This is a genomic window from Aliiglaciecola sp. M165, from assembly GCF_007197995.1.
Classification (GTDB): Bacteria; Pseudomonadota; Gammaproteobacteria; order Enterobacterales; family Alteromonadaceae; genus Aliiglaciecola.
Genome location: NZ_VKKH01000010.1, coordinates 1 through 22970 on the forward strand (window position 1 = coordinate 1; position 22970 = coordinate 22970).

General features: G+C 43.7%; 22 protein-coding genes. 12 read left to right on the plus strand and 10 right to left on the minus strand.

Annotated features, from left to right (window positions below):
* From tuf to FM019_RS19745, 5 genes are all read left to right on the plus strand, one after another.
* The coding region (gene tuf / locus FM019_RS19725) for an elongation factor Tu (protein WP_143837820.1) at positions 1-854 on the plus strand (854 nt) is incomplete at its 5' end.
* 535 nt (positions 855-1389) lie between these two features.
* Positions 1390-2181 carry a DUF6671 family protein gene (locus FM019_RS19730; RefSeq protein WP_143837821.1) on the plus strand — a complete coding sequence of 264 codons (792 nt, stop codon included), beginning with the start codon at positions 1390-1392 and terminating at the stop codon, positions 2179-2181.
* Between the two features lie 323 nt (positions 2182-2504).
* Positions 2505-2990 (plus strand): hypothetical protein, encoded by a 486-nt coding sequence (locus FM019_RS20930; RefSeq protein WP_221934402.1) that lies wholly within the window; start codon positions 2505-2507, stop codon positions 2988-2990.
* 187 nt (positions 2991-3177) lie between these two features.
* Positions 3178-4176 (plus strand): hypothetical protein, encoded by a 999-nt coding sequence (locus tag FM019_RS19740; RefSeq protein ID WP_143837823.1) that lies wholly within the window; start codon positions 3178-3180, stop codon positions 4174-4176.
* 79 nt (positions 4177-4255) lie between these two features.
* Positions 4256-5044 (plus strand): DUF4097 family beta strand repeat-containing protein, encoded by a 789-nt coding sequence (locus tag FM019_RS19745; protein WP_185969357.1) that lies wholly within the window; start codon positions 4256-4258, stop codon positions 5042-5044.
* Here the strand turns inward: FM019_RS19745 and rluF are convergent.
* The gene (gene rluF / locus FM019_RS19750) at positions 5041-5796 is read right to left on the minus strand and encodes a 23S rRNA pseudouridine(2604) synthase RluF (RefSeq protein ID WP_143837825.1); all 756 of its coding nucleotides are present in this window, start codon (positions 5794-5796) and stop codon (positions 5041-5043) included. The genes FM019_RS19745 and rluF overlap by 4 nt on opposite strands.
* Before the next feature lie 90 nt (positions 5797-5886).
* Between rluF and FM019_RS19755 the strand changes: the two genes are divergently transcribed.
* Complete coding sequence (locus tag FM019_RS19755) at positions 5887-6939, plus strand: aldo/keto reductase (RefSeq protein ID WP_143837826.1); 1053 nt, start codon at positions 5887-5889, stop codon at positions 6937-6939.
* A 354-nt stretch (positions 6940-7293) separates the two neighbouring features.
* Positions 7294-8703, plus strand: a complete 1410-nt coding sequence (locus FM019_RS19760) for an MATE family efflux transporter (protein WP_143837827.1) — start codon at positions 7294-7296, stop codon at positions 8701-8703.
* Positions 8704-8758: 55 nt separating this feature from the next.
* Here FM019_RS19760 and FM019_RS19765 read toward each other — a convergent pair whose 3' ends face one another.
* Positions 8759-8959, minus strand: a complete 201-nt coding sequence (locus tag FM019_RS19765; protein ID WP_143837828.1) for a hypothetical protein — start codon at positions 8957-8959, stop codon at positions 8759-8761.
* A 181-nt stretch (positions 8960-9140) separates the two neighbouring features.
* On the opposite strand from FM019_RS19765, the gene FM019_RS21055 reads away from it, so the two are divergent.
* Entirely contained in the window at positions 9141-9266 is a 126-nt protein-coding gene (locus FM019_RS21055) for a hypothetical protein (RefSeq protein WP_260681684.1), read from the plus strand.
* Positions 9267-9302: 36 nt separating this feature from the next.
* Complete coding sequence (locus FM019_RS19770) at positions 9303-9953, plus strand: hypothetical protein (RefSeq protein ID WP_143837829.1); 651 nt, start codon at positions 9303-9305, stop codon at positions 9951-9953.
* A 13-nt stretch (positions 9954-9966) separates the two neighbouring features.
* Here FM019_RS19770 and FM019_RS19775 read toward each other — a convergent pair whose 3' ends face one another.
* Positions 9967-10887, minus strand: a complete 921-nt coding sequence (locus FM019_RS19775; RefSeq protein ID WP_143837830.1) for a LysR family transcriptional regulator — start codon at positions 10885-10887, stop codon at positions 9967-9969.
* Between the two features lie 98 nt (positions 10888-10985).
* Between FM019_RS19775 and FM019_RS19780 the strand changes: the two genes are divergently transcribed.
* Both FM019_RS19780 and FM019_RS19785 read left to right on the plus strand, forming a co-directional pair.
* Complete coding sequence (locus FM019_RS19780) at positions 10986-11669, plus strand: type 1 glutamine amidotransferase domain-containing protein (protein WP_143837831.1); 684 nt, start codon at positions 10986-10988, stop codon at positions 11667-11669.
* 18 nt (positions 11670-11687) lie between these two features.
* A complete protein-coding gene (locus FM019_RS19785; RefSeq protein WP_143837832.1) occupies positions 11688-12734 on the plus strand; it encodes an aldo/keto reductase in 1047 nt (348 codons plus the stop codon).
* On the opposite strand, the gene FM019_RS19790 is transcribed toward FM019_RS19785, so the two are convergent.
* The 4 genes from FM019_RS19790 to FM019_RS19805 all read right to left on the minus strand — a co-directional run bounded on the left by FM019_RS19790 (position 12731) and on the right by FM019_RS19805 (position 18105).
* On the minus strand, positions 12731-13669 hold the full coding sequence (locus FM019_RS19790; RefSeq protein WP_143837833.1) for a carbon-nitrogen hydrolase family protein: 939 nt from the start codon (positions 13667-13669) through the stop codon (positions 12731-12733). The genes FM019_RS19785 and FM019_RS19790 overlap by 4 nt on opposite strands.
* Positions 13670-13786: 117 nt before the next feature.
* Positions 13787-15868 (minus strand): elongation factor G, encoded by a 2082-nt coding sequence (fusA, locus tag FM019_RS19795; RefSeq protein ID WP_143837834.1) that lies wholly within the window; start codon positions 15866-15868, stop codon positions 13787-13789.
* 217 nt (positions 15869-16085) lie between these two features.
* Positions 16086-16850, minus strand: coding sequence for a PEP-CTERM sorting domain-containing protein (locus tag FM019_RS19800; RefSeq protein WP_143837890.1), 765 nt, complete (start codon positions 16848-16850; stop codon positions 16086-16088).
* A gap of 238 nt (positions 16851-17088) precedes the next feature.
* On the minus strand, positions 17089-18105 hold the full coding sequence (locus tag FM019_RS19805) for a GGDEF domain-containing protein (RefSeq protein ID WP_143837835.1): 1017 nt from the start codon (positions 18103-18105) through the stop codon (positions 17089-17091).
* A 219-nt stretch (positions 18106-18324) separates the two neighbouring features.
* On the opposite strand from FM019_RS19805, the gene FM019_RS19810 reads away from it, so the two are divergent.
* The gene (locus tag FM019_RS19810; protein ID WP_143837836.1) at positions 18325-19869 is read left to right on the plus strand and encodes a hydroxymethylglutaryl-CoA reductase; all 1545 of its coding nucleotides are present in this window, start codon (positions 18325-18327) and stop codon (positions 19867-19869) included.
* Positions 19870-19913: 44 nt separating this feature from the next.
* Here FM019_RS19810 and FM019_RS19815 read toward each other — a convergent pair whose 3' ends face one another.
* From FM019_RS19815 to FM019_RS19825, 3 genes are all read right to left on the minus strand, one after another.
* Positions 19914-20369, minus strand: a complete 456-nt coding sequence (locus tag FM019_RS19815; RefSeq protein WP_143837837.1) for an NfeD family protein — start codon at positions 20367-20369, stop codon at positions 19914-19916.
* On the minus strand, positions 20369-21310 hold the full coding sequence (locus tag FM019_RS19820) for an SPFH domain-containing protein (RefSeq protein ID WP_143837838.1): 942 nt from the start codon (positions 21308-21310) through the stop codon (positions 20369-20371). The genes FM019_RS19815 and FM019_RS19820 overlap by 1 nt, the downstream gene beginning before the upstream one ends.
* A 230-nt stretch (positions 21311-21540) precedes the next feature.
* Positions 21541-22869: an NCS2 family permease gene (locus FM019_RS19825; protein ID WP_143837839.1), complete on the minus strand. Its 1329-nt coding sequence runs from the start codon at positions 22867-22869 to the stop codon at positions 21541-21543.
* Between the last annotated feature and the right edge of the window lie 101 nt (positions 22870-22970).

Consider the following 22970-nt stretch of genomic DNA (forward strand, 5'->3'; position numbering starts at 1 on the left):
GTCCTATGCCACAAACACGTGAGCACATCTTGTTGGGTCGTCAGGTTGGCGTACCTTACATGATCGTATTCATGAACAAATGTGACATGGTTGATGACGAAGAGTTACTAGAATTGGTAGAAATGGAAGTACGTGAACTTTTAACAGAATACGAATTCCCAGGTGATGATTTGCCAGTAATCCAAGGTTCAGCTTTGAAAGCGCTAGAAGGCGACGAAGAGTGGGAAAAGAAAATTGTAGAGCTAGGCGAAGCACTAGATACTTACATCCCAGAGCCAGAGCGTGCAATCGACAAGCCGTTCATCCTTCCAATTGAAGATGTATTCTCAATTTCAGGCCGTGGTACAGTAGTAACAGGTCGTGTAGAGCAAGGTATCATCAAGGTAGGTGAAGAAGTAGAAATCGTAGGAATCAAAGAGACTACGAAGACGACTTGTACTGGTGTAGAGATGTTCCGTAAGTTGCTTGACGAAGGTCGTGCAGGTGAAAACGTTGGTGTCCTACTACGAGGAACTAAGCGTGACGAAGTAGAGCGTGGTCAAGTATTGGCAGCGCCTGGTTCAATCAACCCACACACACAGTTTGAAGCAGAAGTATACGTATTGTCTAAAGATGAAGGTGGCCGTCATACTCCATTCTTCAAAGGCTATCGTCCACAGTTCTACTTCCGCACAACAGACGTAACAGGTGCGGTAGAGCTTCCAGAAGGCGTAGAAATGGTAATGCCTGGTGACAACTTGAAATTCAAAGTAGAGTTGATTGCTCCGATTGCGATGGACGAAGGTCTACGATTCGCAATCCGTGAAGGTGGAAGAACTGTTGGCGCTGGTGTTGTAGCAAAAATCATTGCATAACAACTAAGCGTTATTGAAAAAAGCTGCCTAGTGCAGCTTTTTTTATGCGTCAAGAGTTCTTCCACCGAAACGGATTTCCGTGACTAATTTGCCTGGAGCAAATTAGAACATGCGAAGCATGGCCCGAAGGGCGAAGGGCAGGATGCCCGGAGTAACGTGGAAGAACTGTTGGCGCTGGTGTTGTAGCAAAAATCATTGCATAACAACTAAGCGTTATTGAAAAAAGCTGCCTAGTGCAGCTTTTTTTATGCCTGCAGAAAAAACGTCGTCCCCGAAAATAGAACAGCGACGCCATCCCCAAAAAAGGCGACGTCGTCCCCGAGGTGCTCTTTGTCGGAGATCTACCCCAATCCTGTTTGTAGTTAAAAAATGGTGGCTTGTTAAAGAGATCCCCGCATTCGCGAGGAAGACGTATGAGTATCGCGAGGATGACGTGAAGTAAGCGCGAAGGTGACTTAGGCAAATGAAGTCAAAAAAATGGTCCGTAATTGATTTCAAGTAGTAACATAGTAAAAGAATTAACAAGGAGAAACATTTGAAAACGGTCTATCTTCTATCAAAACACCAAAAAGCCAAATTTATCGCTCCTATTCTGGCGGACATCTCTATCGATGTAGTAGAAATTGACAGTTTTGATACAGATAAATTAGGCACGTTTTCAGGCGAAGTAGAACGCACTATGACTCCTTCAGAGTGTGCGCTATATAAAGCCAAAAAGGCCTGCCAGAAATCAGGTTCAAATATCGGTATTGGTAGTGAAGGGAGTTTCGGTGGCGGTCCTGCACCTGGTTTTATAAATTGGGATCAAGAGATTCTTTGTTTCTACCAACGAACTCCAGAAGTCGTTGTGTATGCCCATGCTGAAGGTCCATGTTCGGCAAACAATGTAAAAGCAGATTCAAGAGAAGACTTGCTGGCAGCGTTAACTGAGCAAGGAGGACAATTTTGGATCTACCGTGAACAGGATAAAATTCAAAAAGAGCTGTCACAAGATCAAGTACTCGACTTGTTTGAGAAACACAACTCTGAATCAACATTTGAAATTGAACCTGATCTGCGAGCACATCTGTGTCCTCCGCGACAAAAAATGATCCAAAAAGCCGCACAGGATCTTGTTTCAAGATTAGAATCTCTGTGTCCTAAATGTGGCGCGGTCAACTTTGTCGTAAAAGAAGCTAAGCCCGGACTGACTTGCGGATTGTGCGGTTTGCCAACAAAGCAAATTAAAGGATATTTGAGTAAATGTGACCAATGCAATTATGAAGAATACAAAAACGTAGATTCTAGAGCGGGCGACCCAACCTATTGCGATTACTGTAACCCTTAACATTTTAATCCTTTTAAAAACCTAAATTGACCGCTAACATCACAAGCAGTTGGTGTTTAAATATTGGTCAATCAGATTTGTACTTGATTAAGAAAATGATGTTGTATGTCATATTTTGTCTGACAAGTATCAGCGTTTACTCAGACGAAATACAGGAAAGGGAGACGGTTACTCTCGGCACCATTTTGTTTCCTCCAGGGACCAATATCGAAAAAGAATCAGGGAGATGCATTGGAAACAATATCGACAAAACCCGGCAGATATTGCTCCATTTGAACATTGATATAAATATAGTATGCACTTCTCCAATACGTATTTATCGTATGATTGAAAACAATGAACTGGACTTCACTATCAATATCAAATCTACCAGTGCATTGGCGCCACATGTAGAGTTCACCAACAAACCTTTCAGAAAAATAATATTAAATATATATCGATACAAAGAAATACCTGTAATTGGTTCAATAGCTGCGGTTAGAGGCTTTGACTACAACGGCTTTCGTCAAGTTTACCTAAACAAAGACGTTGAGTTTTTGGACCTGCCCAATACAATCTCGGCCATTCAAATGTTTGCCCGAAAACGCAGTGATGCGTTACTTTCTTATCAAACCCCTATGGAGTATTACCTTGCTCTTAAAAACATAGAGCTCGGAGATAGTGTTGTTGTTGAAACATTACTAACCTTAGATACGTTTTACGCCATAAATAAGAATTCGCCATATTTTGAAATGCTAAAATCGTCACTCGATGATTTTGCGCAAAAAGAAAAACTTAATTACTTCATCGAGTTTGGTATAGAGAAATAAACGGGAAAGCACGAATTCAAAGTGGTGAAAATGACCACTTTTTTACTTTATTTCCCATTCAGCTGGGATGTTTTTCGCCAATCTTAAATTCGAGTCCTCTAACCACATGAAATATATATATATTTTATGCTGGCTTAACATTTGCTTTACAACTTCAGCTGAGTTCAATAATAACGGAGTACATACAATGTACACAGATGAAGATCTAGATTATGGAGTAAAGGAAGGCTTTTTTACTCAAAATTCGGTGGAGCAATTTCGCTCTGGTATTGCCACACAAAGACAAACATCTCTTCAGGATGAAGAGAACTTCCGGCTCATAACTGGTTTTAACGACGTATTTGTTGTGATTGCCAGTGGCTTGCTTTTGGCATCCGTAGCTTGGATTGGGTTCCAAATTACTCCTATGTTAGGAACAGCTTGTGTTGCCTTTGTTTCTTGGTTGTTGGCTGAGTTTTTTGTTTATCGCAGAAGAATGGCATTACCTGCCATTGTGCTACTTTTGAGTTTCCTTGGAGGAGTCTTTGCCACGCCAATTGTGTGGAGCGAGCAGCCTAACGAGTATGCCTTTATGATAGCTGGCGCTTTAACTTTGTTTGCAGCTTTGATTCACTGGCGTCGATTTAGAGTGCCGATCACGGTGGCTGCGAGTGTAGTCGCGTTGAGTGTCAGCGTTGGTGCCGCCATTATCACTATTTTTCCCTTTGCATTGGCTTGGGTGAATACCTTAATGCTTACAGCTGGATTGTTCATTTTTGGTTTGGCCATGTACTGGGACGCCTCAGACAAAGAAAGAAAAACACGCTCATCTGATGTTGCGTTTTGGTTGCATCTCGCATCCGCACCCATGATAGTGCATCCAATCTTCTCGTCTATGGGGATCCTCGATGGGGTGGGTGGATTGTATTCGTCTCTAGCGGTCGTTGCTCTTTATATCTTACTCGCTATGGTGTCTATTGCCGTGGATAGACGAGCCATAATGATTTCAGCATTAGTTTATGTTGTGTATGCATTTTCAACACTCTTACAAACTTATGGCATGGTGAGTTACAGCTTTGCAATTACCGGTGTTTGTATCGGTGGCTCTTTGTTGCTGTTATCTGCCTTTTGGCAATCAAGCCGTAAGACAGTGTTGCGGCTACTACCAGCTCATGTGAAGCAAACACTGCCTAGTGTGCAAGCTTAAATTTATTTAATTGTTGATTTAAACCTTTTTGGTAAGCCCTACGACTTATTACAAATAGGTAAAGAAGATGGAGACAATCATGAATCAAAAATTTGCATTAGGGCTACTATTAGCAACCACATTGGTTACAGGCGCTAACGTCATGGCATATGACGATACCTGGAAGACCGAGACCCTTGAATTGGATGCGAGCGACCTGCAAACACTGCAGATAGATGCTGGTGCAGGGGACATCGACGTCACTGGTATTGATGATTTAGACGAAGTGCGAGTTATCGCTCGATTTGGTGGCTCAGAGGTTGAGAAATCTGATTACACCTTAACCTTAGAGTCTCGGCGAAACTCGGCACAGATTTCTGTGTTTGTTGATTCGGGTTGGAACTCCAATACATACATCGACATAGAAGTGCATTTTCCAAAAGAAATGATGCTGGAAATTAATGATCGTTCGGGTGACATTTCTGTTGCCAATGTAAACAACTCGGTAGAGATTGACGATCGCTCTGGAGACGTTTCGGTAGAGAATGTTAACGGCAATTTGACCATCGAGGACAACTCAGGGGATCTGAGCTTACGTAATATTAATGGTGCAGTTAACGTTGAGGATAAGTCTGGTGACGTCGTAATTGTCAAAGTGACGGGAGCGGTAAAGGTAGAAGACAATTCTGGCGACATCACCCTTCGTGACATCGGTGGAAATATCAATGTTAGAGATTCGTCGGGTGATATTGACGTGAGAGATGCTCAAGGTATTGTTGATGTGACGGACACCAGAGGAGATGTAGACGTAGATGGAGCCTTAGACTTCCACATCAATAAAAGTGGAAGTGGCGACGTCGACTCACGAAATATAGGTGGCAAAGGTTAATTTTCATCGGCCTCTGGGGCAGTCTTTTTCGAGTGTACAAGTGCAGCATTTAACTGCTGCATTTCTTCATCGGTAAGATTGCGCCACTGTCCAGGGCGCAATTTTGCTAAGTCAATGTGCATGATACGCGTCCGTTTAAGTTTGGTGACTTCGTAGCCTAAAAATTCACACATGCGCCTAATCTGGCGATTTAGACCTTGGGTAAGCACAATATTAAAACGAAATTTTCCTATTGCATTGATTTTACAAGGTTTAGTTACCGTACCTAGGATTGGCACCCCCGCAGCCATGCGCTTTAAAAACCGCTCACTGATAGGTTGATTGACGGTAACCTCATATTCTTTATCATGCGCATTTTCTGCACGTAATATTTTATTGACGATATCGCCGTCACTGGTCAACAAAATGAGACCTTCGGAAGGTTTGTCTAATCGGCCAATGGGAAAAATTCGTTTTTTATGGCCAATGGCATCGATGATATTGCCCTTAACATGACGCTCGGTCGTACAAGTAATACCAATAGGCTTGTTGTAAGCGATGTAAACTCGGTCAGATTTATTCTTCGCCGCACCGCCAATGACTTTTTTATCGACTTTTACCGTATCTCCCGGCATTACTTTTGTGCCAAGCTCAGGTAGCCTGCCATTGATGGTAACGCGGTTCTGTTCAATTAGTTTGTCGGCCTCTCGACGCGAGCATATGCCGGTTTCGCTTATAAATTTATTGAGCCGTTTACCGTCGATTGTAGTCATCTAATTTACGAATTCTCTAGGTTGTTGTCAGTAGACTTGCAGCAATGCTAGTGTATGCTTTTTGTAATCAAACTGACAGTAGGGTAGTAAATGAAATACGCCAAGTTAGGTAGCAGTGGAGTCGAGGTTTCGAGAGTATGTTTGGGATCGATGACATGGGGCGTGCAAAACACCCAGGCCGAAGCGGACCAACAAATCGAATTTGCCCTCTCTGAAGGTGTTAATTTTATTGATACCGCCGAAATGTATCCCGTTCCGCCATCAGCAGATACCTATGGTGGCACCGAGACCATTATTGGTAACTGGTTAAATAAAAATGCGCATAAGCGCGGTGATATAGTGTTAGCAACCAAGATAGCAGGCCCTGGTCTAAGTTTTATTCGTGAGGGTAAAATCATAGATGGGGAAGCAATAAAACAGTCTATCGATGCATCTTTAAGTAGATTACAGACCGATTACGTCGATTTGTACCAATTGCATTGGCCAAATCGAAATTCTCCACATTTCGGGAAACATTTCCCTAACCAAATCCGTTTTTCAAACGTGGACAAAGCCACGCAGATTGATGGAATGTTAGAGATCCTTCAGGCATTAGATGATTGTGTTAAGGCAGGAAAAATTCGTTTTTGTGGCTTATCAGATGATACTACATGGGGAATCAACCAGTATTTAAAGTTAGCAGAGCAACACAGTCTGCCTAAAATGGTCTCTATCCAAAACGAATTCAATTTGCTGCACAGCAAAGACTGGCCATACCTTATAGAAAATTGCTGGCACGAGGATGTCGCCTATTTACCTTGGTCTCCTTTGGCGGGCGGAATGTTGAGTGGAAAATATTTGAATGGGCAGCGCCCAGAAGGCAGTCGTTGGACAATTACCCAACGGATGGGGTTGTTTAGAGATACGCAAAATTCTGAACAAGCGATTGAACGCTACGTTAGGATCGCCAAACAGTATGATTTGACACCCTCCCAACTTGCGTTGGCTTGGTGTGACAAGGTCGATGGTGTCACCTCTACCATCATAGGGGCAACGTCGATGCAGCAATTGAAAGAGAACATAGAGGTCTTCGACATTTCACTCTCCTCCGAGGCATTTAAAGACATCGATGAGGTAATAAAACAATTTCCAGCGCCTTTTTAGGCGCTGAAAACTCAAATGTTGAAAATCGGTGTCCGGTCCGATACACAATACACACAAAAAAAGTGGGGTTGATAGGTTGACACTTCTGGTTCACACATTTATCTTAGAAAACATCTAATAACCGAGGACAGGTAAATGAACAATTCCAACAGCACTCCCTTTGCTGATATTGCCGCTAGCACCTCGGTTATCTGTTCACGACTCTGTTGTTAATTAGACATATCTCCGAGGCGCAAGCCCGTCAGACTTTCTGACAATTTTATTCGGCGATAACTCTCGCCACCTTAATTTATTACAAAACGCGTTGAATGCATCTAAAAATGCCCTGTCGAGGCGTTGTCGTTGGACATACAAATGACTGAAAATAATCAACATAAAGTTGCCTTGTGGCCACTATTTAAACAAGCCGTATCGGGCAAAGTTCCTCACGATTTTACCAAGGGATCAATCGGTGTCGCAGCCTTTTTGCTTGCGGTGCCTATGGTGTTGGAAATGTCCATGGAAGCTATTTTTGCCCTTGTAGATATCTTTTACGTTTCCTTCTTAGGGTTTGAAGCCGTTACCGTTGTTGGGCTGACTGAGGCAGTGCTGACATTGTTGTATGCGCTTGCTATCGGATTGAGCATGGGGGTAACCGCAATGGTTGCCAGACGGGTCGGCGAAAAAGATATTCAACAAGCGAACGAAATTGCTGGGCAAGCCCTGTGGTTGGGACTAATAGTTGCTTCCATTGTTGGCATGGTTGGACTTTTGTTCGCTGAGGACATTTTGTTGTTCATGGGCGCCGACGCTTCGGTGTTAGCTATCGGAACTAGTTACACAACCATCATGTTGTGTGGGTCAATTACCATATTCTACCTATTTCTGATCAATGCGATTTTTCGCGGTGCCGGTGATGCCTCGGTTGCGATGCGCTCACTTTGGTTAGCAAATGGCATTAATATCGTACTGGATCCAATTTTGATATTTGGCTGGGGCCCGTTTCCTGAAATGGGAGTCACTGGCGCTGCGGTGGCAACCACCATTGGTCGTGGCGTCGGCGTTATTTATCAGCTATATCACCTCAGAGGACATGTGGGCAGGATAAGTATGTCCTTGCATGCACTGACACCAAAGGTTGCTCAAATGTGGAGCTTAGTGAAAGTGTCAACTGGGGGCATTTTGCAATTCTTGGTGGCAACGGCTAGTTGGGTTGTATTGGTGAGAATCGTTGCGACATACGGTAGTGCAGCGGTCGCGGGTTATACCATCGCCATTCGAGTTGTCATGTTCACCCTTTTACCTGCGTGGGGATTGAGCAATGCTGTGGCTACTCTCGTGGGGCAAAACCTGGGAGCAAAACAATCTGAAAGAGCAGAAAAGTCAGTTTGGAAAGTCGCACGCTACAATGTTGGATTTATGCTGATTGTAGCGGCGATACTTTTTGTGTTTGCGCCGTTGATAGTGTCTGCCTTTAGCTCGGATCCCATAGTCGCGGAGTATGGAGTAAGGTGCCTTCGCTGCATCAGTGTGGGGTTTGGCTTTTATGGTTTGGGCATGGTGGTTGTGCAAGCATTTAACGGTGCCGGCGATACGATGACACCAACAAAGATTAATTTGTTGTGCTTCTGGGTCGTTCAAATTCCACTGGCCTATGCGTTAGCTGTCGGAATAAACTGGGGACCCTCTGGGGTGTTTTGGGCTATTGTCTTTGCACAATCACTGATGACTGTCGTTGGTGTTGCAGTGTTTAAGCGAGGCTCGTGGAAACATCGCCAAGTTTAAATCTACATACAGTTAATTTGGTTTAGCTTGGGCCTGAAGCCCAAGCTATTCTTTCTTATCTTACCGATATTGGGTCAAAATGATCCATAAATCGACGGCTCGCTAAATACCAGCTTAGCCTCTCTCCACCTTTTGAGTGCTGTCCTGAATCGTAGCCCCCCGACCAATTTGAAGCTTGGATTTCTTCAATGTGAAATTGGCTTAAACCTTGTCCGCCGCTAACTTGGCTAACGCCGATTTGTGTCATGTGTTTCATATCTTCTCCTTGAATAAATTTACCAACGTCCTGCAGGCTTTTTAACGATAGCTCAAAGGCATTATTTTGTCAGTCTTCATGAGGTCTAGAATTACTTATGGCTTTTAGCAATATGCAATCATTTGACTTATAAGGCTTTTTGAACAAAGCTTAAATTAAGTAGCTAAGATGGAACGGCAACATGGAAAGCAAAGCAATGCACTTTTTCCTAAGAGTATTCCCACATTTTTGTGTCGCGGTACTGTTCTGTTGCGCCTCCGTTAGCCAAACAGTAAATACCCGTGAAGCCTTCAAAGACAACCCTTAATAGCAATTCTTATCTAGACAATAAAGGAAAAGTAAAATGGAAAAAAATCGTACAAACAATCTCTTCAGTAACATCGTTCGCCTAGGTGCAATAATTGGACTTTCTGTTGTCACGTATTCAGCTTCGGCGATTAATACTAGCGAAGCCGATGCTCAGCAAAGCCAGACTGAAAAGGAAATAGAGATTATTACTATTACAGGCTCTCAGCCTTTGCACTTTTTCAGAGAACAGCTGGAATTTGCCGAAGATAACTTCTACGCTGCCCTAAATGAAATGATGGACGATGAGTCATTTAAAATAGACTGTAAAACGAAAAAGAACTCATTCAGCCATATCACGGATAAACGCGTGTGCGAGCCTAAATATGTGAGCGAAATAAAATATTTATTGACGCAAACAGCATTGCGAGGACGAGCGCAACTTGCCAATCGATTCCAGAATCAATTGTACAAATTGCCAACCCGCGCAGCGTTACAGAACCGCTTTGCTAAGGCTCGTAAACAACATCTGGCGGCCGTTCGCAAGCATGTAGAGAACAGTCCAGAATTACAACAAATGCTACTTAACGTAAACAAAGCAAAGTACTCTTTCAACAAGAAGCACCTAGAAACATTTGGTGACTTGTCGGGTGATCAGCACAGCACCGTCGTTGCAGACACTAAAGAGTTTGTTGATACGGTTGAGTAACGCTTAACGTTATTTATGTAAATAAATTTATATCCGCCACCTTGTGTGGCGGATATTTTTTTAGCATATCCAACATGAGCTCGACGGCCTTTGCCTGCGTTGCCCCTTGTGGAAAAACAGCAAACAATTCGAGCTTGGGTAACTGATAGTCACGCATTATTTCGATGAGCTCTCCGTTCGCGAGCACCTGTTCTGCATCGTAAAAAGGTATAACCGCTAGCCCCTGTCCAGCCAATGCAAATTGCAGGCGTGCAGCTGCATCGTTAGTGTTTAGGCTTCCTTTTATTTCAAAAGTAAATGACGCATTTCCCTTGTTTAACGAAAGTTTGTTTGACGTTCTGCTATAAACAATCCATTGGTGGTGTTGCAACTGCTCAATAGTTTGAGGGATAGATCGGGATGTAAAATATTCAGGAGATGCGCAGATATGCCGCGTTAAATCGGTGAGTTTTACCGCATGTAGTTCACTGTCTTGAAGCGGTCCAGAACGCACCGCGATATCTGTTCCGCTTTGGATCAAATCCGTAATATTTTCTGAAAAGTTAATATCCAATTCAATATTGGGGTAGCGCCTTCTGAATGCATTGGCTAAAGGTACAATCCAGCGTAAACCCAAATTAACCGGGCATGCTAAAGACACTCTACCAACCGCTTCTTCGCGTAAATTTTGAATATCACTATGGGCTCGCTCTGCCTGTTCTAAGATGATCTTACAACGCTCATAGTAAGTTCGACCAGCGGTAGTGGTGCTTGTTGTTCTCGTGCTTCGATTTAATAAACGAACGCCTAGGCGCTGTTCTAGCTGTTTAATTTGATAACTCACTACAGCACGGCTGATACCAATACGCTTAGCGGCAGAAGAAAAACTCCCAGCATCAACAACTCTAGCAAACACCAACATTCCACGAATTTCATTTAAAAGTGGGTCATTCATTGTCAAATATAAGCTAACAAAGAGAATGGAAATTACCCACTAGTCTATATTGAAAATGACAATTAGACTATTAATCAATCATAAAACACAAAAAGGAAATGCAAATGCACGTTTTAATAGTCCTCACTTCACATGACCAACTAGGCGATACCGGCCTCAAAACAGGGTTTTGGTTGGAAGAATTTGCCAGCCCATATTATGAGCTAATCGATAATGGCGCTGAGGTCACCTTAGCCTCGCCAAAAGGCGGCCAACCTCCGATTGATCCCAAAAGTGATGAGACTGATTTTCAAACGGCTGCAACAGATCGCTTCAAGCAAGATGAAGACGCACAGAAACAACTTGCAAATACGGTCAAATTAGCGGAAATAAATAGCGCTGACTATGATGCTGTCTTTTATCCAGGCGGCCATGGACCGCTATGGGATCTAACCAATGATGCAGATTCCATCAGACTGATTTCTGAGTTTTTCGACGCAAGCAAACCTGTTGCAGCAGTGTGCCATGCTCCTGGCGTTTTTAAGGATGTGAAAAGGCAAGATGGCTTGTCCTTAGTTAATGGTAAAACAGTGACAGGATTTACTAACTCTGAAGAGGATGCTGTGGAATTGACTGATGTGGTTCCATATTTGGTTGAAGACATGTTGTGCGACGCTAACGCAGATTTTCAATGCGGAGAAGACTGGACGTCATTTGTAGTGCGTGATGGGAACTTAATAACAGGCCAGAATCCCGCATCTTCCGAGGGTGTTGCCTCTGAATTGCTAAGTCTACTTAAATAACGACTGCGGAGATTTACCGTGCTTAATTACAAATTGCTAGGGAAGTCTGGTCTGCGGGTGTCCGAGTTGTGTTTGGGGACAATGAGTTTTGGCCAGGATTGGGGGTTTGGTGCAGACGAGAAAACCAGTCATAACATATTAAGTGCCTATGCCGAAGCGGGTGGAAACTTTATTGATACAGCTGACAAATATCACAATGGGCAGACCGAGGAATATATCGGTAATTGGTTGAAGAGAGATCGTGATCGCATGGTCTTAGCCACCAAGTACACGTTGTCGATGGATCATACCGACCCTAACCGTTCTGGTAATCAACGCAAGCACATGATGCGCGCTGTAGAAGGCAGTTTAAAAAGGCTAAACACCGATTATATCGATATGCTTTGGGTACATGCTTATGATGACGACACGCCTTTTGAAGAAACTATCCGCGCGTTGGATGATTTGGTTCGCCAAGGCAAGATCAACTATATCGGTATCAGTGATACGCCTGCTTGGGTAGTGAGTGCGTCTAACGTCATGGCAGAGCTTAGAGGATGGACACAGTTTATTGGCTTGCAAGCAGAGTATAACTTGCTTCAACGAGACGTAGAACGAGATCTCATTCCGATGGCGCAGCATTTTGATTTGGGTGTGACAGCCTGGGCGCCATTGGCCGGTGGCGTATTAACAGGCAAATATACTCGGGTTGCTGAGTTAGACAGTAAGCGCACAGCTGGCAATGCTGAAAAGGGCAGATCATCTGAAGCAAATCTGGCGGTTGCCCGCCAAGTAGACGCGATTGCCGATAAGTATCAGGTTACTTCTACTCAGGTTGCCTTGGCTTGGATTTGGTCGCAGGGCTACCGTTTTATCCCAGTTGTTGGTGCGCGCAAAGTTGAGCAAATTCAAGACAGCATTGCTGCGGCAACCTTGAGGCTTGGCGAAGAGGATTTACGTGCCTTAAGCAACGCAACGCAGATTAATTTGGGTTTCCCTCACGATTTCCTCGCCTCTGAGCATATTCAGGAAATGGTTAAAGGCGAGGTCGCCAGACATTTAATCAAATCTCGACCACGATATTAATCAACTTTTAGTTTTGTCGAATCAATAAAATTTACGGAGTTCTTTTGAGCTTCATCAACGTTTAGACTAAAAACATCCGGCCGCGCATAGTGGCCTACAACATCAAAGTCATAACGGGCTTTGACAATATCTTTGATATTGATTTGAGCAGTGATAAGACCTTCTTGATTATAAAGAGGCCCGGCAAGTACTTCGCCCATTGGGTCAACAATCACTGAACCACCACGTATCATCGCTCGATCTTCGTCCCAGCCCTCAAGCTGACGACCCGAAGCTTTTGGCGAGGGCTGATACTGACAAGCGCTTATGACAAAATTGCGGCCTTCGTGAGCAATATGCCGCATACTTGCCTGCCATATGTCTCGTTCATCCACTGTGGGAGCGCACCAAATCTCAATGCCCTTTGCATACATGGCAGTTCGTAATAAAGGCATGTGATTTTCCCAGCATATGGCTGCACCTATTTTTCCCAAAGTAGTATCAAAGACGGGTAGAGTAGAGCCGTCTCCCATTCCCCAAATCAGCCGTTCAGTGCCGGTTGGCATTAGCTTTCGGTGTTTTCCAACCAAGCCGTGTTTTGGATCGAAAAATAACGCTGTACAGTATAAGCTGCTGCCACTCTTTTCTATGACGCCAATGACCAAATGAATTTTGCACCTGGCAGAAAATTCAGCTAGAGCAAGGGTTTCTTCTCCCGGCACTTCGATAGCTTGATCAAAATAGTTTAAAAATGTCTCTCTACCAGTAGGTAGTCTATATCCTAGCTGGGTTCCAAAGGATTCTCCTTTTGGGTATCCGCCCAAAATTGCTTCAGGGAGTACAACCAAATCACAGCCTAATTGAATAATTTCTTGCTCGTAGCTCATTATTTTTTGAACTGTACTTGTTGTATCTGTAGAGCCTAATTGTAGTGCTGCAACTGTTGAGATTGTCATCTTGGCATTCCACGGTGATAAGCTAAAACGTTAGTGTTAAACGACCGACGCTACTTTTCAATAGGCAATAAAAAACCCTGACCGAAGCCAGGGTTTTTTTATAACTCAGTAACAGATTTACTTAGCGTTACGCTCTTTAACTTCAGCGATAACTTTTTCTGAAACGCTTGTAGGACAAGGCATATAGTGGCTGAATTCCATAGAGAATTGACCACGGCCTGATGTCATTGTACGAAGCGATCCTATGTAACCGAACATTTCTGATAGTGGTACGTCAGCTTTAATGCGTACGCCAGTTACACCAGCTTCCTGATCCTTGATCATTCCGCGACGACGGTTCAAGTCACCAATTACGTCACCCACGTGATCTTCTGGCGTGAATACATCAACTTTCATGATTGGCTCAATAAGTTGTGCACCTGCCTTTGGAATTGATTGACGGAAAGCGCCTTTTGCAGCGATTTCAAATGCTACAGCAGAAGAATCGACCGCGTGGAATCCACCGTCGTACAATTCAACTTCAACGTCAAGAACAGGGAAACCAGCAAGAACACCGGTATCCATCATACCTTTGAAGCCTTTTTCGATCGCTGGGAAGAATTCTTTAGGAACGTTTCCGCCAACAACCACAGACTTAAAGACAAAACCAGAACCTGGCTCACCAGGGCGAATACGGTAGTCAATTTTACCGAACTGACCAGAACCACCAGACTGTTTCTTATGCGTATAAGAATCTTCAACAGGCTGGGTGATCGTTTCACGATATGCAACCTGTGGCTGACCCACTTCTAGCTCAACGCCGTAAGTACGCTTCAAGATATCAACTTTGATATCTAAGTGAAGTTCACCCATTCCTTTAAGGATGGTTTCACCAGAATCTTCGTCAGTTTCAACTTGGAACGTAGGATCTTCTGCGACCATTTTACCGATAGCAATACCCATTTTTTCAGTTGAACCTTTGTCTTTAGGTGACACGGCAATAGAGATTACAGGCTCAGGGAAGATCATTGGTTCTAGTGTACAAGGGTGCTTAGGATCACAAAGTGTATGACCCGTTTTAACTGCCTTCATACCAACGATTGCAATGATATCGCCAGCTTTAGCTGAACTTAGTTCAGTACGGTCATCGGCGTGCATTTCAACCATACGGCCAACACGCTCAGTTTTACCTGTAAAGCTGTTGAGGATAGTATCGCCTTTGTTTAACTGACCTGAGTAAATACGTACGAAGGTCAAGGCACCAAAGCGGTCATCCATAATTTTAAATGCCAATGCGCGGAAAGGCTCGTCAACAGAAACCGTTGCCACTTCGCCCGTAGGCTCACCAACTTCGTCAGTCAATGGTTGAGCTTCAACTTCAGTTGGGCTAGGCAAATAATCAACTACTGCGTTAAGTACGTTTTGCACACCTTTGTTTTTGAACGCTGAGCCACAAAGTGTAGGGAAGAAATCAAGTGCGATAGTACCCTTGCGGATGCAGCGCTTTAGATCTTCGATAGAAGGCTCTTCGCCATCCATGTAAGCCATCATTAGATCGTCGTCTTGTTCAACTGCCGTTTCGACCAACATTTCGCGGTATTCTGCTACTTTATCTACCATATCAGCAGGAACATCTTGCACTTCAAAATTCTCTGGCAGACCAGAGTCGTCCCATACGTACGCTTTCTGCTCAAGAACGTCAACAACACCCACGAAGTCATCTTCGATACCGATAGGCAATGTCATCACAAGAGGGTTAGCGCCAAGTACGTCTTTCACTTGCTTAACAACGCGGTAGAAATCAGCACCCATACGGTCAAGTTTGTTAACGAAAATGACACGAGCAACTTCTGAGTCGTTCGCATAGCGCCAGTTAGTTTCTGACTGCGGTTCAACACCACCAGATCCACAGAATACACCTACACCACCATCAAGTACTTTCAATGAACGATATACTTCAACTGTGAAGTCAACGTGTCCAGGGGTATCAATGATGTTGAAACGGTGATCTTTCCAAAAACAGGTTGTCGCAGCAGACTGAATAGTAATACCGCGCTCAGCTTCTTGTTCCATGAAATCTGTAGTAGATTCACCATCGTGTACTTCACCGGTTTTATGAATTTTACCAGTAAGCTTCAAAATTCGTTCTGTGGTGGTCGTTTTACCCGCGTCAACGTGGGCAAAAATACCGATATTTCTGTAATGCGATAAGTCTGACATTGGTCCACTCTGTGTCTAATAAAAAATTGCGCGGCATTATACAAGATATTTCGACAGGTTACATTGTTTCATTTGCTTTAAAATTCAGCAACTTAAGTTTTGGAGGTTAAAGCAGCAAGAAAAAACATTGAAATCAAGCTATTAGCTCTGATTTCTTAGGCACATTTCAAGTGATAGCCGTCGGCAAGTCACCGACGGTTTTAGGGAATAAAGAATTCTAGCCAAGCATTTGCCGTCTTGCTGACAATAATCCAGCAAGCCCAAAGCCGAACAGGGCGAATGTACCAGGCTCTGGAATATCTTGATTGGGATCCGGATCATTGACCTGTACCACATCACCATCACGCACGGCCCAAACACCCAAACCAGAGGGGAGACCCAGTAATTGTGATTCGCCTGTTGGGGTGTCAGTAAAATTTCTCAAATTGAAACCCCAAGCCGCATTGTTAATTGGGTTATTTGCAGGGTCCATCCAATAACTCAATCCAACGTTTGTAAAACTAAACAGCTCTCCCGTCTCACCGTCAAAGAAACTACTACTGAAATCCCCTGGTCCAGATTGTGAACCCACACCAAAGCTGTTGAAAAATGAGGTATTGTTTAAGTTGTTGGCGAACATGTAGCCCATTTCATTATTTGTACCGTCGTTATTGAAACCTCTGTCCGTTGAACCATCAAACGAGAATGCGACATTAAAGCTGACGCCATCTCCTGGAGAAATGGTTGGTAAACGCCAGTCGTCGTATCCGCTAAATACCAGATTGTCTACCCAATTTGCAGCTGAATTATAGTTAACTAAACCGTCTGCATCGAAGCCGGAAGTTTGAATGTAACCGGCATCTTGCATCCAGGTAATATTCAATACGTCATCATAAATGAGACCATTTCCGCGATTTATGAGCGCGCTGTGGCTAGCTGCACTGACAATCAAAGTTGACAGGAGAGACAGCCTCAGCACCTTACTAATCACCTTATTGTTCATCTTGTTTTTCCTTTTAATACATTAATTAAAAATTGCTACGTGATAGGTAGCTTTAGAATATGTGTTAAAAGATCAGAGATTCTCTCACTACAGAACAGCAAAAAGTTGCGAGGAGTGAGTAGCTATCGGATTTGGCGGGACGATTATGCTTGACGCGTTTGCCGCTGAGAATTTAGATTTATTGAGATACGCGCAGCCACTGTCGGCCGCGCAATGACCACCAACAGATCTAGGCTAGTTAAATTGGCATCACCCTATTTCTGCCTAACCGTTTAGCTTCATACAATAGTTTGTCTGCGCGCTCGATTAATTCGCTTTGTTGTTCTTTAGATTTCAATTGCGCGACCCCTGCAGAGACTGTGATATCACCTAAGGATTGGCCAGAGCGGCGGTCCTTCACGGTGATTTTTTCAATGCTTCGGCGCATCACATCAGCCATATGTCTGGCGCGTTTTTCGTCAAAACCAGGCATCAATACCGCAAATTCTTCACCGCCATAGCGAAACACCTGAGCATTATCACGACAGCAAGACTGCAATTTCTTAGCAACGGCTTTTAATACCAAGTCACCCATCTGATGCCCGTAATTGTCATTAATCTTCTTAAAATGGTCGATATCGATAAGTCCCAGGCTGACTTTTTCCAGGACCATTTTGCTAGCTATCTCAGAATCAAAATAGCGCCGATTACACAATCCAGTCAACGCATCGTATAAGGCTTCTTGCTGACTAGCTTCTAGTTGCGCTTTTAATCTGGCAATTTCCTTTTCAGCACTTGCTAATGCGCCATTAAAGCTCATGGTGCTTTGCCTAATGGTTTGTGCTTCTTTAACCATATTTCGCACCAACCCAAGAACTTCTTCGACTGACCAGCCCTCTTTCTCTACTTTACTTAAATCATCAATGCATACGTCCATGACTTTTTTGTAATCCTGGGTGTCAGATTTGGTGTCTTTGAGCGATTGAGACAGTTCAATCATCATCCCTTCAAGTGACTGGCGTAAGTCCCAAGCATTTACCTCTTCGGTATCGCTCACATAACTGCGATATAGATCTTTGGCGCGCAATTCCGATATGGGAAGCTCACTTTCAACTGCAGCATCTAATTCTTCGTTCAATTTGGGTGATTCATTACTGACATAGGTGTACCAGAGGGCGTAATTGGAAGGGACGGCCGAAATTTTGTGTTTCACTAACAAAGGTACGGTTTGTTTAAGCGTAACAAAGGATTGTTCGATTTCTTCTTTTGACGACATAACCTAGCCTTTTGGTGAATAAATAATTGTTCGTACTCGAAATGGTAAAGTCCATTAAATGCCATCTCACTGATCTGTGTCAATTCAACTCGTATCGATTCTTACTAAATTGGCTATTTGCACTATCCTGAATGATAGGTCGTGATGGTTGTTGCTGCCAAATCATGTAACTACAACCCACTCGCTCTCGTTTAGGCACTAAAAAACGGAGAATAAAACGTGTTCATTCCCAGTATCCTTTTAAAGCAGCTCTACACCCACGGTAGTTTAGTCAAAACCGATGATGGCGTGTCGTTTAAACTCAAAAATAGACTTAAAGACGCCAAATTGAATGAACTGTTGTGGATTAGTATTGATGGCAATAAAGTCGATCCTAAACAAATTTCATTTCAGGTGGGCGCAGACACTAGATTGTCGTTCGAACAAATGAATGAGCATGGTGAAGTCGATTTTCCCCTAAAAAGTGTAATTACTGTGATGATTGAATTTGATCAGTCATTACACAGTGAAAAGTACAAATTGGGGATCTCATTTAAAGCCTCTCCTTTTGGAACGCTTAAATTTGACGTCGAAGACGTGGTGACTGAAATCAAACATGATCCGAAAAAAATACCTCGCGACGAACACAATGATTATGGTCCAGATATCATTGAATCCAGACAGAAGTTTTTTGAAAACTTTGCCGGTGGCAAAGTTAACCATATTGCTAAATATTCTATTGACCCTTCAGAATTGGCTGGCAACGTCGAAAGCTTTGTTGGTGTCGCCCAGGTACCTATTGGATTGGCTGGGCCGGTATTGATCAATGGAGAGCACGCTAAAGGAGAGTTTATAGTTCCTTTAGCTACGACAGAAGGCACCTTGGTTGCGTCTTACACTCGGGGGATGAAGTTGTTGAACATGAGTGGCGGAATAACTTCCACTGTGGTTGACGATGCGATGCAGCGCGCCCCAGTATTTGTCTTCCAAAATGCCCGGGGAGCGCGTGATTTTGTTGGCTGGGTAAAAAATAATTTTGATACCATCAAGCATGAAGCCGAGGCCACTTCAAGTGTGGCGAATCTGACTTATATCGACCACATTTTGTCGAATAAATTTGCGTTTTTGCGGTTTAATTACAAAACCGGCGATGCCGCAGGGCAGAATATGGTTGGTAGGGCGACCTTTGCCGCCTGCGGCTGGATCCTCGACCACTACCCTGGGATCACTGATTTTTACTTGGAATCAAACTTTGCCACAGACAAAAAGGCCTCACAAATAAACATCATGCGTACCCGTGGCAAACGGGTTGTCGCTGAGGCCACGATAAAACGAGAACATTTATTAAAAGTGATGCGGGTTGAGCCCAAACAAATTGATTATCACGGTCGTGTTGCTGCAGTGGGTTCGTTTTTGTCAGGAGTGAATAATACCGGTCTACATTCGCCCAATGGCATAACAGCCATGTTTATTGCGACCGGTCAAGATGTGGCGAATGTGTCTGAATCCTCCGCTGGGATACTGTACTCTGAATTAACCGACGAGGGCGATTTATATCTTTCCTTGACGATACCTTCGCTAATCGTTGCAACCTATGGCGGTGGAACGGGTATTGGAACTCAAAAAGAGTGTCTACAATTGATGGATTGCTATGGGCGCGATCGCGTATACAAGCTTGCGGAGATAATTGGTGCGGTTGCTTTAGCAGGAGAGATATCCCTAGCTTCAGCGATATCATCCTCTGACTGGGTATCGTCTCACGAAGCTTATGGTCGCAATCGCTAATCTACAGACTTAAAAAAGCGCACACATCAAGGTGCGCGCTTTTTTTATTCTTCTGGTTCGACGTAGAATATTCCTACGGCGTTTTTAACCACCTTTACCATGGTGCCCGCAGGGATACATTTAGAGCTTTTTAATTTCCACTGAATACCTGAATAGTGGTATTCGATGTTAGACGCAGGATTAAGATCTTCATCCAACATAAACGTATGTCCGATTAGATCATTTTGCGCAGGTTGCTTATCGACTTTCGATTGCAGGTTTTTAAGCGGCTTCCACAATAGAGCAGCGTCCATTGCTGTGATAAGCCCAACCGCAAGTGCAGCACTCATCAAGGTTTCTGGGATCACGCCAACAAACATCAACACGCCCGCAAACACTGCCGCTAAGCCGACAAAAAACAGTATGAAGGTTGAAAACCCAAGGATAGCAATTTCAACAGCCAACAAAACCAGTCCAATGACGATCAGACTCTGGGCAAGATTCTGTGTAAACCACTCCATTATGCTTTGCCTTGATTCATCGAATTAATAACAGTCATGGCTTGAGCAACGACAGAAGCGGTCTCTGTGTTGCCGTCGGGTAATAGGACTACCGATGACTCTTTGGCAATAGCCTGTTTGGCTTCGATGGCTTTTGTTGCCAAGTCGAGTTGTATTGCTTTTTGGCCTTCTTCAGTATTTGCTGCAACACCGACTTTGCGGATAGCTTCTGCTTGGGCTTCAGCTACCGCGACTATGGCTTTAGCCTCACCTTCAGCGCGCAACACTTGTTCCGCTTTATCGGCCTCTGCCGCTAATACGACTGCAGCTTTGTCACCTTCTGCTCGGTTAATGGCCGCTTGACGGTCACCTTCTGATTCGAGGATTTGAGCACGCTTAACACGTTCCGCCTTCATTTGTGCTTCCATCGCTTCCATTACCGATTGAGGCGGCACAATATCTTTAATTTCGTAACGAAGAACCTGAATACCCCATGGCCCTGCTGCATCATTGATGGATGACACAATATTTGTATTTAACATGTCTCGTTCTTCAAAGGTTTTATCCAGCTCCATCTTACCCAGTTCTGAACGCATTGTGGTTTGTGCAAGTTGGGTGACAGCGAACACATAATTGTCAACGCCGTAGGTCGCTTTGTAAGGGTCAAGAACTCTGAAATACAGCACCCCATCAACACTCAATGAAATGTTATCTTTGGTAATTGCGCTTTGCTCAGGTACGTCGACAGCTTGTTCTTTCAACGAACGATCTGCTGCGACCGTATCAATAAAAGGAACAATAAAATTCAAACCAGCTTCTTTTGTCGACTGAAACTTGCCAAAACGTTCAATCAAAAATGCACGGTTTTGCGGTACAAATTTCACCGAAGACTTTAAAAGAACAACGACAAAAACCAATATCGCAGTTTGTACTGTTAAAATGTAGTCAAACACAAATTCCATATTATTAATTCTCCGAGTTGTTACAAAGCGTTGAATTCGTTCTAACGCATTTGATGCTATGAATACTTTGCGGATAAGTCCGCTGAGTTGACCACTTTACCACATTATGCCTATCCTCATAGATCATTGCCTATCCAGCGACGAGCAGTAACCATTGCATTGCTCAAACCGACTACGACTGAAGGTGCGAGTGAGCTATGAAGTAGATTTTACTTCGCTTCATTGACAGATTATTTTAAATCTAAGAGGTATCGCAATAAAAATACTAAGGCCATTAAGTAGGTGACTATCGAGATCTGTTTATATTTACCCATTCCTAGGCTCACGCCAACATAGGTTATAAAGCCCAACGCTATGCCCTCGCTGATACTGAAAGTCAAAGGCATAGCAAGCAGGGCAACCGTAGCGGTTGCAACAGAAGGAAGATCATCAAAATCTAATTGGCGAAAAGATTCCATCATGAATATTCCTACCATGACCAGTGCCGGCGTTGTGGCCACAATAGGTATGATTTTCATCACCGGCGTTAAAAATAAAGCCAAAATAAAACACAGACCCACAACAACGGAAGTCATTCCGGTTCGCCCACCTGCAGAGACGCCAGACGCAGATTCCACATAGGACGTAACAGGTGACGTTCCCAATACGGCTCCCGCAACACTTGCTGTAGCATCGGCTGTCATTGCCTGTCCCATCTTGGGTAGTTCGTCGTTCTTATCTAGCAAATTAGCCTTTCGCGAAACACCAATTAACGTACCGATGGTGTCGAACATATTCACGAATAAAAGGGCGAAAATAAGATCCCAGGTTGTCGCAAAATGGGTTAATGGATACATGATATCCATAGCAAAAAAAGTCGTCGAGATACTTTCAGGTGCGCCGAGTATGGCTTCTGGTATGGGCGTAAGGCTGCCGTCTGCGACAGGAATAAAAATGCCAATGACTGTGAGTAGAATAACAGACAACAATATTGCGCCAGTAATATTGCGGGCCACCAATATGATAGTCACGACGATGCCAATCAAAGCTAATAAGGGTACTGGGCTTGATAGATCTCCCAAGGAGACTAATGTGGCAGGGTTATCGATTATAACGCCGGCATTTTTTAGACCAATAAAAGCGATAAACAGGCCAATACCACATTGCACACCGATTTTAAGCGCGTGAGGTATAGATTGGGCGATCTTCTTTCTTATTCCCATGAGCGACAACAGCAAGAACAAAATGCCATTCCAGAACACAATGCCTAAGGCTGCATCCCAGGGAATTTCACGGGTTATACATATTGTAAAAGCAAAAAATGCATTCAATCCCATGCCAGGAGCCAAGGCGATTGGGTAGTTGGTCATAAACGCCATTAGCAGGGTGCCTACGCAAGCCGCTAGGGCAGTGACAGTGATGAGTCCTTCAATCGGCATTCCGCTGGCAGATAATATGCTGGGGTTGACCACCAAGATGTACGACATTGCTGCAAAGGTCGTTAACCCTGCGATGATTTCAGTTTTGGCTGTGGTTTTATGTTCTTGTAGACGAAACAGACGCTCTAAAAAGGCTGCCATAAATCAATCCCTTTTGTTTTTTAAAGCATTATGCAGTTCCAAGGGTTGAATTGACAGGGGCATTTATGGGAGCTGAAAGAAGTAATACCAATCCGCATGAT

Excerpts from the sequence above, each read along its gene's own strand:
- rluF (WP_143837825.1), bottom strand. The coding sequence starts at position 5,796 with ATGACTACAATCGACGGTAAACGGCTCAATAAATTTATAAGCGAAACC.
- FM019_RS19805 (WP_143837835.1), bottom strand. The coding sequence starts at position 18,105 with ATGTCGTCAAAAGAAGAAATCGAACAATCCTTTGTTACGCTTAAACAA.
- FM019_RS19790 (WP_143837833.1), bottom strand. The coding sequence starts at position 13,669 with ATGACAATCTCAACAGTTGCAGCACTACAATTAGGCTCTACAGATACA.
- FM019_RS19760 (WP_143837827.1), top strand. The coding sequence starts at position 7,294 with ATGACTGAAAATAATCAACATAAAGTTGCCTTGTGGCCACTATTTAAA.
- FM019_RS19770 (WP_143837829.1), top strand. The coding sequence starts at position 9,303 with ATGGAAAAAAATCGTACAAACAATCTCTTCAGTAACATCGTTCGCCTA.
- FM019_RS19765 (WP_143837828.1), bottom strand. The coding sequence starts at position 8,959 with ATGAAACACATGACACAAATCGGCGTTAGCCAAGTTAGCGGCGGACAA.
- FM019_RS19745 (WP_185969357.1), top strand. The coding sequence starts at position 4,256 with ATGAATCAAAAATTTGCATTAGGGCTACTATTAGCAACCACATTGGTT.
- FM019_RS19820 (WP_143837838.1), bottom strand. The coding sequence starts at position 21,310 with ATGGAATTTGTGTTTGACTACATTTTAACAGTACAAACTGCGATATTG.
- fusA (WP_143837834.1), bottom strand. The coding sequence starts at position 15,868 with ATGTCAGACTTATCGCATTACAGAAATATCGGTATTTTTGCCCACGTT.
- FM019_RS19755 (WP_143837826.1), top strand. The coding sequence starts at position 5,887 with ATGAAATACGCCAAGTTAGGTAGCAGTGGAGTCGAGGTTTCGAGAGTA.
- FM019_RS19740 (WP_143837823.1), top strand. The coding sequence starts at position 3,178 with ATGTACACAGATGAAGATCTAGATTATGGAGTAAAGGAAGGCTTTTTT.
- FM019_RS19815 (WP_143837837.1), bottom strand. The coding sequence starts at position 20,369 with ATGGAGTGGTTTACACAGAATCTTGCCCAGAGTCTGATCGTCATTGGA.
- FM019_RS19800 (WP_143837890.1), bottom strand. The coding sequence starts at position 16,850 with ATGAACAATAAGGTGATTAGTAAGGTGCTGAGGCTGTCTCTCCTGTCA.
- FM019_RS19825 (WP_143837839.1), bottom strand. The coding sequence starts at position 22,869 with ATGGCAGCCTTTTTAGAGCGTCTGTTTCGTCTACAAGAACATAAAACC.
- FM019_RS20930 (WP_221934402.1), top strand. The coding sequence starts at position 2,505 with ATGATTGAAAACAATGAACTGGACTTCACTATCAATATCAAATCTACC.
- FM019_RS21055 (WP_260681684.1), top strand. The coding sequence starts at position 9,141 with ATGGAAAGCAAAGCAATGCACTTTTTCCTAAGAGTATTCCCACATTTT.
- FM019_RS19775 (WP_143837830.1), bottom strand. The coding sequence starts at position 10,887 with ATGAATGACCCACTTTTAAATGAAATTCGTGGAATGTTGGTGTTTGCT.
- FM019_RS19780 (WP_143837831.1), top strand. The coding sequence starts at position 10,986 with ATGCAAATGCACGTTTTAATAGTCCTCACTTCACATGACCAACTAGGC.